Below are 13,297 nucleotides of genomic sequence, written 5' to 3' on the forward strand. Positions count from 1 at the left end.
CGCTCCCACAGGTTTTGCGTCGTTCATCAACTTTGTGAACGACGCAAAACCTGTGGGAGCGGGCTTGCTCGCGAAGACGGACTTTCAGGCGCTACAGCACTCAGCCCTTGGCCCCAGCCTCCAGCATGTTCTCCGGCCTCACCCAGGCATCGAACTCTTCATCAGTCAGATACCCGAGCTGCAACGCCGCCTCGCGCAAGGTCAGGCCTTCGCTGTAGGCCTTCTTGGCGATCTCCGCCGATTTGTCATAGCCGATGTGCGGGTTGAGCGCCGTCACCAGCATCAGGCCACGCTCCAGGTGTTCAGCCATTTTTTCCGCATCCGGTTCCAGGCCTGTCACGCAGTGCTGCTGGAAGTTGCTGCAGCCATCAGCCAGCAAACGGATCGATTGCAGCAGGTTATGGATGATCACCGGTTTGAACACGTTGAGCTGCAGGTGGCCCTGACTGGCGGCAAAGCCGATGGCGACGTCGTTGCCCAATACCTGGCAGGCCAGCATCGACAGCGCTTCGCACTGGGTCGGGTTGACCTTGCCCGGCATGATCGAACTCCCCGGTTCATTGGCCGGTAGTCTGACTTCGGCGAAGCCTGCGCGCGGGCCGGAACCCAGCAGGCGCAGATCGTTGGCGATTTTCATCAGTGTCACGGCGAGGGTTTTCAGCGCGCCGGACAGCGTGGTCAGCGGCTCATGACCGGCCAGTGCGGCGAACTTGTTCGGCGCGGTGATAAACGGCAAACCGGAGAGAGCGGCCAATTCCGCAGCGATGGCCTCACCGAAGCCGTGGGGTGAGTTCAGTCCGGTGCCGACGGCGGTTCCACCCTGGGCCAGCTCGCAGACCGCGGGCAGTGCGCTGCGGATCGCCCGCTCGGCGTAGTCGAGTTGTGCGATGAAGGCCGAGATTTCCTGACCGAAGCTGATCGGTGTCGCATCCATCATGTGGGTTCGGCCGGTCTTGACCAGTTTCATATGGCGGGCGGCCAGTTCGGCCAGCCCGCCGGTCAGTTCACTGATCGCCGGCAGCAAGTGCTGCTGCACCGCCTGGACGGCGGCGATATGCATGGCGGTGGGGAAGCAGTCGTTGGAACTCTGGGAGCGATTGACGTGATCGTTGGGGTGCACCGGGGACTTGCCGCCACGGGGGTTGCCGGCCAGTTCGTTGGCGCGACCGGCGATCACTTCGTTGACGTTCATGTTGCTCTGGGTGCCGCTGCCGGTTTGCCAGACCACCAGCGGAAACTGGTCGTCGTGGTCGCCGGCGAGCACTTCGTCGGCTGCCTGCTCGATCAGGCGGGCGATATCGGCGGGCACGTCGCCATTTCGATCATTGACCCGTGCCGCGGCTTTCTTGATCAGCGCCAAGGCATGCAACACGGCCAGCGGCATGCGTTCGTTGCCGATGGCGAAGTTGATCAGCGAGCGTTGCGTCTGAGCGCCCCAGTAGGCTTCATCCGGGACTTCAACCTGGCCGAGGCTGTCGGTTTCGATACGGCTCATCTTGCTCACTCCTGTAGGTCCGATTGCGCAGTTTAGGCCGTGATCGACGGCCGTGGTTCCATCAGTCTGAATTTGACCATTCAACCCCTCTAAATCAGTCGCGACAAGGCTTGGGGTTGAGCGACACACTTTTTTAGGCGCAGAATGGACGCCCTTGGGGTCTTACCTCGCCAGCTAGAAAAGGAAACTCGATGACTCGTCTTCGTGCCATCTGTACCGCCGTTGCTTTGGTCTGCGCCAGCGGCCAGGTTCTTGCCGACACCGCCAGCCATAACGCCAGTGCCGAGGCTTTCCTGACCATGGCGCACGCTGACAAACTGGGCACTCCGGTGTACATGCAAGTACAGCAGATGTTTGCCCAGCGTTTCGAACAGACCAAAGCCCCTGAGTCGAAAAAGGCCGTGCTGGAAACCTACCAGGCCAAGGCCAACGCCGCTCTGGACCAGGCCATTGGCTGGAATAAGCTGAAACCGGACATGGTCAAGCTCTACACCACCAACTTCACCGAATCCGAGCTCAAGGACCTGGTTGCGTTCTACCAGTCGCCACTGGGCAAGAAAGTCCTGGAAAAAATGCCTCAGCTGACCCAGCAATCGGCCCAGATGACCCAGGCCAAGCTGGAAAGCGCGGTGCCTGTGGTCAACAAGCTGCTGGCCGACATGACCGCCGAGCTGACGCCGAAAGACGCGGCTGCTCCAGCCAAGAAAAAGCCTTAAGCGGAGTTCGGTATGACCATGCAACAACGCATCGAATCGACGCTGGCCCTGCTTCAGCCCGAGCATCTGCAAGTACTGGATGAGAGCCATATGCACAGCCGGGGGCTGCAAACCCATTTCAAGGCTGTGGTGGTCAGTGCGCAGTTCGAAGGCTTGAACCGGGTCAAGCGCCACCAGAAGGTCTACGGCACGCTTGGCGAGCTGATGGGCGAGTTCCATGCGTTGGCGCTGCATACCTACACGCCAGAGGAATGGGCCCGGATCGACGCGGCTCCGGCCTCGCCGACCTGTGCCGGCGGCAGCAAGCACTAAACACAGGTTTTTTGTTAGAATGCCCAACGCGCCGCTCACCCGGCGCGTTTTTTTTCGCATCCGGTTCACCCCTTACGAGGGTAGCCACCTGGAGATTCACCCATGACACAACAGATTGTCGTGGCGGCACTGTATAAGTTCGTCACCCTGGAAGATTACGTCGCCCTGCGCGAGCCCCTGCTGCAAGCGATGGTCGACAACGGCATCAAAGGCACGCTGCTGATTGCCGAAGAAGGCATCAACGGCACCGTGTCCGGCAGTCGCGAAGGCATTGACGGGCTGATGGCCTGGCTCAAGAACGACCCGCGCATGGACGACATCGACCATAAAGAGTCGTACTGCGACGAGCAGCCGTTCTACCGCACCAAAGTCAAACTCAAGAAAGAAATCGTCACCCTTGGCGTGGAAGGCGTGGACCCGAACAAAAAGGTCGGCACCTACGTCGATCCGCAGGACTGGAACGCGCTGATCAGCGACCCGCAAGTGCTGTTGATCGACACCCGTAACGACTACGAAGTCTCGATCGGTACCTTCGAAGGCGCCATCGACCCGAAAACCACCAGTTTTCGCGAATTTCCAGACTATATCAAAGCCAACTTCGACCCGGCCGTGCACAAGAAGGTCGCGATGTTCTGCACCGGCGGCATTCGCTGCGAGAAGGCGTCGAGCTACATGCTCAGCGAAGGTTTCGATGAGGTCTATCACCTCAAGGGCGGCATCCTGAAGTACCTCGAAGAGGTGCCGCAGGAAGAAACCAAGTGGCAGGGCGACTGCTTCGTGTTCGACAACCGCGTGACCGTGCGTCACGACCTGAGCGAAGGTGACTACGATCAATGTCATGCCTGCCGCACACCGGTCAGCATCGAAGACCGCACGTCCGAGCATTACGTGGCCGGCATCAGTTGCCCGCATTGCTGGGATAAGCTGAGCGAGAAGACCCGTCGCAGCGCCATCGACCGGCAGAAGCAGATCGAACTGGCCAAGGCTCGTAACCAGCCTCACCCGATCGGCTTCAACTACAAGCAAGCATCCTCCGAGGCCTGAACCATGTCTGCGCGCCTGCTCTATGTGATGGACCCGATGTGTTCCTGGTGTTGGGGGTTTGCCCCGGTGGCCAACGCACTGGTCGAGCAGGCGCAAGCCGCGGGTGTGGATGTGCATCTGATCGTGGGTGGTTTGCGCACCGGTAGCGGTGCGGCGCTGGAGCCGACCACCCGCCGCTACATCCTTGAACACTGGCAGGCTGTCACCGAGGCCACCGGCCAGCCGTTCAAGTTTGAAGGCGCGTTACCCGATGGTTTTGTCTACGACACCGAGCCGGCCTGCCGGGCACTGGTGACGGCGCGCGGACTGGCGCCGGATTACGCCTGGAAGCTGCTCGGGCTGATCCAGCATGCGTTTTATGTCGAAGGCCGGGACGTCACCCGCGCCAGCGTGCTGGTGGAGTTGGCCGAACAGGCCGGCGTACCGCGCATCGAGTTCGCCGCCGCTTTCGACCGTGCCGACATGCACACTGCGACTGATGCCGATTTCACCTGGGTCCAGGACCTGGGCATTGCCGGTTTCCCCACCCTGCTGGCCGAGCGTAACGGCCAACTGGCGTTGTTGACCAATGGCTATCAGCCGTTGAGCGAGTTGTCCCCGCTGCTCGGCCGCTGGCTGGAGCGTGCTGCCTGTGCATGACCTGCCTGATGATGTCGCTACCGCTAAACGCGTCGACCGTCTGAGCTGGGCGGAAATCCGTCGCCTGGCCCTGCATCACAAGAAATCCCTGTGGATCGCCAACGGCGTGGCCGTGCTGGCGACCTTGTGCAGCGTGCCGATTCCGTTGCTCCTGCCGTTGCTGGTGGACGAGGTGTTGCTGGGGCACGGTGACGCCGCGCTTAAGATCATGAACCACGCGCTGCCCGAAGGCTGGCAAAAAGCGGCGGGCTACATCGGCCTGATGCTGCTGGTGACCTTGACCCTGAGGTGTACGGCGTTGCTGTTCAACGTGGTGCAGGCGAAGTTGTTCGCCGGGCTGGCCAAGGACATCGTCTACCGCATTCGCATACGCCTGATCGAACGGCTCAAGCGTATCTCGCTGGGTGAATACGAAAGCCTGGGCAGCGGCACCGTAACCACGCACCTTGTGACTGACCTGGACACACTGGACAAATTCGTCGGTGAAACCCTCAGCCGTTTCCTCGTGGCCATGCTGACCCTGGTCGGTACGGCGGGCATTCTGATGTGGATGCACTGGAAACTGGCATTGCTGATCTTGCTGTTCAACCCGCTGGTGATCTACGCCACGGTGCAGTTGGGCAAACGGGTCAAGCACCTGAAGAAACTCGAGAACGACAGCACTTCGCGCTTTACCCAGGCGCTGACCGAAACCCTGGATGCCATCCAGGAAGTTCGCGCCGGCAACCGTCAGGGGTTCTTCCTCGGTCGCTTGGGGCAACGCGCCCGTGATGTGCGCGACTATGCGGTGAATTCGCAATGGAAAACCGATGCGTCGAACCGGGCCAGCGGTTTGCTGTTCCAGTTCGGCATCGATATTTTCCGGGCCGCGGCGATGCTCACGGTGTTGTTCTCCGACCTGTCCATCGGCCAGATGCTCGCGGTATTCAGCTACCTGTGGTTCATGATCGGTCCGGTAGAGCAACTGCTGAACCTGCAATATGCCTACTACGCTGCCGGCGGTGCGCTGTCGCGGATCAATGAGCTGCTGTCGCGCGATGATGAGCCTGAATACCCGGGCGGCGTCGACCCGTTCATCGGGCGCGAGACGGTCGGGCTGGAAGTTCAAGGGTTGAGCTTCGGTTACGGTGACGAACTGGTCTTGAACCAGATGAACCTGTCCATCGCCCCCGGCGAAAAGGTCGCGATCGTCGGCGCCAGTGGCGGGGGCAAGAGCACGCTGGTGCAACTGCTGCTGGGCTTGTACACGCCGTTGGCCGGAACCATTCGCTTTGGCGGTTCGACCCAGCAGGAGATTGGTCTGGAAACCGTGCGGGAAAATGTTGCTGTGGTCCTGCAACATCCGGCGCTGTTCAACGACACCATCCGGGCCAACCTGACCATGGGCCGCGAGCGCAGTGACGAGGCCTGCTGGCAGGCACTGGAAATCGCCCAATTGCACGGCACGGTGCGGGATTTGCCCAATGGCCTGGACAGCGTCGTCGGACGCTCTGGCGTGCGTTTGTCCGGCGGGCAGCGTCAACGCCTGGCAATTGCGCGGATGGTACTGGCCGAGCCCAAGGTGGTGATCCTCGACGAAGCCACCTCCGCGCTGGACGCCGCCACCGAATACAACCTGCACCAGGCACTGGCGCGGTTTCTGAGCAACCGCACCACATTGATCATTGCCCACCGTCTTTCGGCGGTGAAACAGGCCGATCGTGTGCTGGTGTTCGATGGCGGGCAAATTGCCGAGGATGGCGACCATCAGCAACTGATTGCCGATGGTGGGTTGTATGCCAAGCTTTATGGTCATTTGCAGCGGTTGTAGGTTTAACTCCACAGCACCTGGAGCGCGTTTTTCCCACCGTCGTAGCCGAACTCTTTCATCACGATCGAGCACGACTCGCAAGGGGGCATCGTCGTGGCGATGTTGACGGATTTGATTGCCTTGGGGTCGGGGTATTTTTCCCGAATCACGCGGATCAACTTGCTTTCGCTGTCCAGTGACGTCGGTTTTTTCGACTGCGCCGGCTTGTATTTTTCGATGTCCTTGATGGTCACCGGCACGGCCAGCAACTTGCCCTCGGCGGTCACGTCAAGGGAGGTATAGGGAAAGCTCTGATTCATGTCGATATTGAAGTAGGTCGAATCACCGACCGGAACTGAATCCGCTCCAAGATGTTGCTTGAACAGCGGCAATTGACCGGTTGTTTGCTGGGCACCGGACACGCTGACGTAGATTTCCCGTTGCCCACTGCTGGTCATGACATCGGCGTAGGCAATGTTTCTCGGATTGAAGGAGCGTTCGCGTTTGGGTATCAACTGGTGCAGCTTCTGCATGGTCTGGTTGATCCTTAGCGCGCTGTTGGCATTATTGGCGTCGATCGTCGGCTCCTTGAACAAGGTATCGAAAATATTGGCGGTGCTTTGACGCAAGTCCTCCGGAGCGTCCTTGCTCCTGCTCCATGTCGTGGCTCCTTCAGGCAGTCGAGTGACGATCATTCGGGTTGAATGATCGAACATCAGTGCTTCTCCAGGACTGGTGTCGACCTTCAGGAGTTTCATGTTGCCCGGAGGGTTAGAGGTCGTTCCGATCGGAATGGCGATCTCGTCCATGGTTTTCATGGCGAGCTCAAGGGCTTCTTTGCTATGGATGCGTGCGATGTTATTGGCGCTCAATGACCCGGTGTACACCGTTAGCAGTTCCGCACCCAGGGTGCCTTCAGCCATGTCAGCCTTGAACAAGCGTTTCAATGTCAGCGGCTCGCTCAGGTTTTGGCCCTTGGGCACTGTCGCGACGTAATATTTGTCGGTGTTGATTCGGCTGAAGACATAAGTGCTCGATTCATCGGTGGATGGCACCAGAATGGCCCCGATCCGGTGCGGGTCCTCGGCGCCCTCATAAACCCCCTTGACTTCGATACGGCCATAAATGCCTTTGCGGAACATCAGGCTGGCCGGCATCTCGCGACGGGGCACCAGCCACTTCTTGTCAAAGCCAAGTTCGGTGATGTCACCAGGGTAAAGGGTCGGTTTATTGTCGATGACCTGATAAAGATTTCCCTCATGGGTTATAAACTGACCGTCATGACCTGGCCGGGTAACCGCTTCAGCCACCCTGTCGCCAAACCAGGGGGCGTAACCTTTGGTTTCGTCGAATGAGCCGACCTCCGGTGTTGGGGCGGGCGTTCCTGTCACAAAACTGCTGAGGCATTCGCTGCCGTTGTTTGGCGCGCGGCGTGGCCGGCAGGGGACTGACGTCAATGCGCTGCTGTCATCGATCATCTCGATGCGGCGCAGGTCTTCGCCATCCAGGCGGTAGGGAACGTCGTCGATGAAGACTGTCGTGCGCCCATCTATATCGAACTGATAGCGAACGTGCGCCTGATCCGGGAGTTCGAAGAAAACCAGATCGTCGGTTTTTTTCACGGTGCTGTAGCTGGAGCGCCCGAGTGAAAGCTCATGATTTCGGGTGGTGAGCCGGGGCCCGTAGGGCCTGGTGGACAGCAGGTCAAACAAGTAATGGTGGCCGTCGATCTTGCGTACCGGAACGTCTTCGATGCCTTTGACGATGGCTAACTGGTCGGCGTCCGTCAGCGGCTTCCAGCGTCCCGGTTCAGTGATCTGGGGCAGGCTGTCGAAAAAGTCATAGCTATCGGCTCTCCCCGCGAGTTTTTTCAACTGGAGCATCGCCCGCTTTTCCAGATAGACGACTGCACGCCCTGCGCTTTTTATGCCGCTGCCAGTAAGCCGCAGCAGATCCACTGAACCGTCCAGGGGGTTGAAGTTTTTCAGACTCGAGGTCACCAGTTTTCGGGATAGATTCGTCATTCGCGGCAACGTTGCCCGAATCCCCATTCTGCCGGCATTGGCGCTCAAGCGGATGCTGCCGGCAACGAACTTACCCAAGGGAACCATGAATGACACGATATCGAGCGCCAGTCCGATCACGCCGAGGACGCGATCACCGAACTTATCCGATTGAAGGTCTTCGAGGCTGCCCCAGAATGGTACGAAACCCTTGAGGTTATGCAGCCAGTGTTCCTTGTTACTGTCGCGTTCGAATTGAGTGACTCCCCAGGCTTCGCGACGAAGTTCCTGTTCATCAAGATAAAACAATCGGGCTGCAATAAACGACGCGATTTGTCGTGTACGGGGGGATGTCAGCGTGAGGTTGGGAAAATGGTCGTGATATGCCGACGGCAACGCAGCTGGAGGGAGGGTGTCGCCGAGCTGGTCAAGAATCGCGAGGCAGGTGGTGCCTGATTTCGGGGGCGTGCCGGAATCATGGGCATTACGATCGAATGGCAGGCGATGTGGGCGTATGGCGATATGGAAGTCATAGTCTTCCTCAACCAGGCGGTTGACGAAGAAAAATTTGTCACGAACACCTCCGACATGGGCGGTTGTCACATCAGTGCGCGGCCTTATGACGCCAGCACGGGGCAGGCACTCATAGAAGCGCACGGCGTTGTCATAAGTTGCTTGCAGCACAAACCCCATGCGCGCCCTGAGCGGCAGCGTATGTGTTGCAGTTTCTTCTTCGGCCTTGCGCCCGGTCTCATCCCTGAGGCTGAGAACCCTGACCTCACCCTGCTCCAGTATCTTGCGATCAGCCCACGGCAGCGTGACCAACAGGCTTTTGATCAGGTTTTCGTAGGCTGTTTTTTTCTTGGCCAGATAGTTTTTGAATTGCTCGTCGAACAGGGCTGCAATGTCAGGCAGCGTGCGATTGACTGGAAACAACTGTACGTGGCGAGTCTTGGAATCTACCGGGCCTGATTCAAATTTGCGTTCAGATGACAGTCTGATCCAGTGTCTCGCGGTTTTGCCGTCGCTGCTGATGTACCACTTGTGATCGGGGCTCAAGCCATCCGAGGCATATACTTCCACCAGCGGCCAGGTTTTATGCGGTACGTCCGGTGTGTCCAGAAGACTGCGCTCAACGCGCTTGCCTGAACGATACAGGTTGCGCATCACTTTGGTGGCAACAGGGGCCGGCATAAGGTCGTTGGCCAATGCCCGCTTTAGTTGTTGTTCCGCCAGTTTCAGCCGGTCTGGAGGCGCCACTTCGAGTTGGACAATTGCCTCATTCAATTGCGCCTTGTGGTTTTCCAGCGCTTGCAAGGCGCTCAGTTTGTCCTGCGTAGCGTCGCCAGTTTGCGCACCCGGCTGCACTGCACCGGTTGCATTTGTCCACGCCAACGCCGCTGGAACTCGCGTCAGGTCAATCAACTGGTGCAGAGCGTCGGTGGCGTTGCGGATTTTCTCCAGCGGCAGATCGGTGATTTGCTGGAAGGTCAGTCGTTGCAGCAGGGCCGGGTCCAGTGCATGGGCGAGATGGGCGCCGTGAACGAAATTGACCCAGACGACAGAAGTGGCGTATGGCAAGTCGTGGGGGATGTCGCGCACCTGAAATTCAACCGGGAACCAGGCTTGACAGAGCCTTCCCAGCAACGCTGTTTCGGTCGGCGTTGTCGTGCGAAATGAGTCTTCCAGATGCTGCCGGAAGTTCTTGAGGATATTCGCGTAGCTTTGGCCTTGATTGGCGCGTTGTTGCAATTGATAGCCGGCAATGCTGTGTGGCGCTTCGGTACACGTCAGGTCGTACCATAGTCGCAATGCCTCCAGCAGCAGTTTTTCACCAATGTCCGGAACCGTTACTTCGTCGGGTTTGCTGCCGTACCAATCGAGTTCTTCCAGCAGGCGTTGGGCCAGGTTGCGTGCCTTCGCAGTGTCGAGCAAACGCTCAAGACAGGCGGTGGGCTGGACCGCCAGTTGATGGGGGGCCAGCGGTGGTTCGATTTCACTGGTCAGGGCGTCGATGACGGAGCTGGCTTCATTGGTGACCAATTCGCTGACGACGTCGAGAATCAGGGTGTGGTCGTGTGGTTCTATCAGTTCACTGATTTGCAGACCCTGCTCCAGATTCAATCGGTGAATGGCGCGTTTCTCCTCCACCTCTTCAATCAGTCGGGTCAGGGAATCGGTGTTTTGTGCAATTGGCAACGCAAGTCCGTAATACTTCAGGAACTGTGACAAAGGCAGCAATCTGTCGGTGCGGATGTATCCACCTATGTTCAACAACGCTTGTTGAAAGGCTCGAACATCGCTGGTGGAACTTGTTACATCCTCGATTGTGTATGTAGCGACGCCATCCTTGAAGCTTGTCGAGAACACACACTGATCGGCGATGCCGGTGACTTCCATCAGCAGTCCTTCAGGGGTTCGAAGATACTCAGACAAGGCCCTGTTGCCGGCGTTTTCGATAAGCCCTGACAGTAGGGTTTGCGCGTGGCTGTGCTCCATGCCCAGGGGAGAATCTGCCTCGGGAGGCATGTAAAAGTATCGCAAGTCGGAAGATGCCGTTTGCACAGATCGTAATGCGGTCAGTAATGCCCTGAATTCGGCTTGATGACTGGTACGTCGTTGTAATGGGGGGGGATTCGAGTTTGTGGATAGCATGAGAATACGGCTCTTGAAATGGAGTAGAGCCGTCAGTGTCAGAGTTTTGTGCACTCCGGATGCGGTACATATGTAATGCATGTTGTACCGTATCTGGCTTGCTGGAAACGGGAACGCCCCCTAGTCTAGCGGTAGCGATTTCGTCCGGAAGGCGAGCAAGCAGTGCTAATGCAAGGGACCTCATGAATCAAACGCGGACTCTCGGAACGCCACGGCTGTTGGGCATCGTCTGGCCATTTATTGCCGTTGTGGTGTTTCAAGCCTTGTTGGGCGGCGTTAGCCTTTACGTGCTGTCGGCGGTTCGCGGCTATGTTGCCGGCGAAAGCCTGTGGTCCAAGGGCCAGAAAGACGCCATCTATTACCTCAACCTCTACGCCGACAGCGGCGACGAAGCGATTTTTCATAAATACCAGAACGCCATTTCCGTGCCACAGGGCGGGCATGAGTTGCGTGTGGCGCTGGATCATCAACCGCCGAATATCGAGGCGGCACGTGTGGCGATCCTCAAGGGCGGCAACCATCCGGATGACATCTCCAGTGTGATCTGGCTGTACCTGAATTTCCGGCACTTCAGTTACCACCAGAAAGCCATCGACCTTTGGAGGGTGGGCGACGCGTATCTGGTGCAACTCGATGCCATTGCGCGGGAGATGCATCAGCGCATCACCACCAGGCAGGCCACCGATGCTGATATCAAGCACTGGAAGGATCAGATATTCGTCATCAACGAAAGTGTGACACCGGCGGCGAAGGCCTTCAGCGATGCCTTGGGCGAAGGCTCGCGGATGATCCTGCGACTGTTGCTGGTGACCAACCTCGCCACCGCCCTGGGCTTGATTGCATTGGCCTTGATGCGCACCCATAAACTGCTCAAGCAGCGCCATGCCTTCGCCGATGCGCTGCAGCTGGAGAAAGAGCGGGCGCAGGTCACCCTGCAATCGATTGGCGACGGCGTGATCACCACGGATGTTTCCGGTGCGATTGCCTACATGAATCCGGCGGCCGAAGCGTTGACCCACTGGAAGGCCGAGCAGGCGACCGGGTTGCCGCTGGCGGCGCTGTTCAACTTGCTGGACGAAGATGCCCAGATCGATGGTCTCACCCTGATCGAGCATATTCTCAGCGGCCAACTCAGTGGCGGCAGTAAACACTCCAAGCTGATTCAACGCCTGGACGGCAGCACGGTGTCAGTCACGCTGGTGGGCGCGCCAATCCGCAATGCCGGCAAAGTCAGCGGGACGGTGCTGGTGCTGCATGACATGACCCAGGAACGGCAATACATCGCCAATCTGTCGTGGCAGGCGACCCACGATGCCTTGACCGGGCTTGCCAACCGTCGCGAGTTCGAATATCGCCTGGAACAGGCGCTGCACAACCTGTCTCGCCATTCGGGTCGCCATGCCCTGATGTTCCTCGATCTGGACCAGTTCAAGCTGGTCAACGATACCTGCGGCCACGCAGCGGGCGATGAGCTGTTGCGACACATCTGTGCGCTGCTGCAATCCGGGCTGCGCGAAGGCGACACCCTGGCGCGCCTTGGCGGCGACGAATTCGGCATCCTGCTGGAAAACTGCGCACCGGAAGCGGCGGAGAAAATTGCCGAAAGCCTGCGCCAGACTGTGCAGAATTTGCATTTTGTCTGGAAGGGCCGGCCTTTCGTGACCACTGTCAGTATCGGGCTGGTCCATGTCGCGCAGAATCCGACGACGCTCGAAGCTTCGCTGCGTGCTGCCGACATGGCGTGCTACATGGCCAAGGAAAAGGGCCGGAACCGGGTCCAGGTCTATCATCCGGATGACTCGGAACTGTCCCTGCGCTTCGGCGAAATGGCCTGGGTGCAGCGTTTGCACATGGCGCTGGAGGAAGACCGCTTCTGCCTGTACGCCCAGGAAATTGCCCCCTTGGGCCATGTCGATCAGGGCAGCGGGCACATTGAGATTCTGCTGCGATTGCATGATGAAGCCGGGCGGATAATCTTGCCCGACAGCTTCATTCCAGCAGCTGAACGCTATGGTCTGATGAGTTCGATCGATCGTTGGGTGGTGCAGAACGTGTTCAAGGTCATCGCCCAATGCCGGGCCGAGCAAGGCCACGGGCCGCTGGCCATGTGTGCGATCAATCTGTCAGGCGCGACGATCGGGGATGAGGCGTTCCTGGACTTCTTGCGCGAACAGTTTGTGACGCATTCGATTCCGCCTGAAATGATTTGTTTTGAAATTACTGAAACCAGTGCCATTTCAAATCTTGGCAGCGCCATTCGATTCATTAATGAACTCAAAGGCTTAGGCTGCCATTTTTCCCTGGACGATTTTTGTGCCGGAATGTCCTCATTCGCGTACCTGAAACATTTGCCTGTAGACTTCCTGAAGATCGACGGGAGTTTCGTAAAGGATATGCTGGACGACCCGATTAACCGCGCCATGGTCGAAGTGATCAATCACATTGGCCATGTGATGGGTAAGCGCACGATTGCCGAGTTTGTCGAAACGCCCCAGATCGAGCAGGCATTGCTGGAAATCGGGGTGGATTATGCTCAAGGGTATGTGATTGAACGCCCGCATCTGTTTACCAGCGATAGTCTGCTAAGTCGTCCTGCCAGGCCTCAGCCGCTGCTGTTCAAGGCGCCTGGCACGTTCCGTTGAAA

8 protein-coding genes are annotated in these 13,297 nt (G+C 58.4%); 6 read left to right on the top strand and 2 right to left on the bottom strand.

Translation table 11 applies throughout. From position 1 onward, the window contains the following. Positions 1 to 100 precede the first annotated feature (100 nt). Complete coding sequence (locus AC07W4_RS11705; protein WP_495032508.1) at positions 101 to 1,495, bottom strand: class II fumarate hydratase; 1,395 nt, start codon at positions 1,493 to 1,495, stop codon at positions 101 to 103. A 191-nt stretch (positions 1,496 to 1,686) separates the two neighbouring features. Here AC07W4_RS11705 and AC07W4_RS11710 point away from each other — a divergent pair, with 191 nt between their 5' ends. The 5 genes from AC07W4_RS11710 to AC07W4_RS11730 all read left to right on the top strand — a co-directional run bounded on the left by AC07W4_RS11710 (position 1,687) and on the right by AC07W4_RS11730 (position 6,016). Next, entirely contained in the window at positions 1,687 to 2,211 is a 525-nt protein-coding gene (locus tag AC07W4_RS11710; protein WP_007997268.1) for a DUF2059 domain-containing protein, read from the top strand. 12 nt (positions 2,212 to 2,223) lie between these two features. Further along, positions 2,224 to 2,523, top strand: a complete 300-nt coding sequence (locus AC07W4_RS11715; protein ID WP_008048982.1) for a BolA family protein — start codon at positions 2,224 to 2,226, stop codon at positions 2,521 to 2,523. A 102-nt stretch (positions 2,524 to 2,625) separates the two neighbouring features. Next, entirely contained in the window at positions 2,626 to 3,567 is a 942-nt protein-coding gene (gene trhO / locus AC07W4_RS11720; RefSeq protein ID WP_495032509.1) for an oxygen-dependent tRNA uridine(34) hydroxylase TrhO, read from the top strand. A 3-nt stretch (positions 3,568 to 3,570) separates the two neighbouring features. Continuing rightward, a complete protein-coding gene (locus AC07W4_RS11725) occupies positions 3,571 to 4,206 on the top strand; it encodes a DsbA family protein (protein WP_495032510.1) in 636 nt (211 codons plus the stop codon). Beyond that, positions 4,199 to 6,016 carry an ABC transporter ATP-binding protein gene (locus tag AC07W4_RS11730; RefSeq protein WP_495032511.1) on the top strand — a complete coding sequence of 606 codons (1,818 nt, stop codon included), beginning with the start codon at positions 4,199 to 4,201 and terminating at the stop codon, positions 6,014 to 6,016. Before AC07W4_RS11725 ends, AC07W4_RS11730 begins: the two co-directional genes overlap by 8 nt. A 2-nt stretch (positions 6,017 to 6,018) precedes the next feature. Here AC07W4_RS11730 and AC07W4_RS11735 read toward each other — a convergent pair whose 3' ends face one another. Beyond that, positions 6,019 to 10,398 (bottom strand): hypothetical protein, encoded by a 4,380-nt coding sequence (locus AC07W4_RS11735; protein WP_495032512.1) that lies wholly within the window; start codon positions 10,396 to 10,398, stop codon positions 6,019 to 6,021. Between the two features lie 437 nt (positions 10,399 to 10,835). Here AC07W4_RS11735 and AC07W4_RS11740 point away from each other — a divergent pair, with 437 nt between their 5' ends. Next, the gene (locus AC07W4_RS11740) at positions 10,836 to 13,295 is read left to right on the top strand and encodes an EAL domain-containing protein (RefSeq protein ID WP_495032513.1); all 2,460 of its coding nucleotides are present in this window, start codon (positions 10,836 to 10,838) and stop codon (positions 13,293 to 13,295) included. Positions 13,296 to 13,297: the final 2 nt, after the last annotated feature.

It is taken from the genome of Pseudomonas sp. GW821-FHT02A08 (assembly GCF_059422045.1).

What these genes read in the sequence shown, in the direction of transcription:
- AC07W4_RS11735 (WP_495032512.1), bottom strand. Translation starts at nt 10,398, where the DNA reads ATGGAAGTCACCGGCATCGCCGATCAGTGTGTGTTCTCGACAAGCTTC.
- trhO (WP_495032509.1), top strand. Translation starts at nt 2,626, where the DNA reads ATGACACAACAGATTGTCGTGGCGGCACTGTATAAGTTCGTCACCCTG.
- AC07W4_RS11715 (WP_008048982.1), top strand. Translation starts at nt 2,224, where the DNA reads ATGACCATGCAACAACGCATCGAATCGACGCTGGCCCTGCTTCAGCCC.
- AC07W4_RS11740 (WP_495032513.1), top strand. Translation starts at nt 10,836, where the DNA reads ATGAATCAAACGCGGACTCTCGGAACGCCACGGCTGTTGGGCATCGTC.
- AC07W4_RS11705 (WP_495032508.1), bottom strand. Translation starts at nt 1,495, where the DNA reads ATGAGCCGTATCGAAACCGACAGCCTCGGCCAGGTTGAAGTCCCGGAT.
- AC07W4_RS11725 (WP_495032510.1), top strand. Translation starts at nt 3,571, where the DNA reads ATGTCTGCGCGCCTGCTCTATGTGATGGACCCGATGTGTTCCTGGTGT.
- AC07W4_RS11710 (WP_007997268.1), top strand. Translation starts at nt 1,687, where the DNA reads ATGACTCGTCTTCGTGCCATCTGTACCGCCGTTGCTTTGGTCTGCGCC.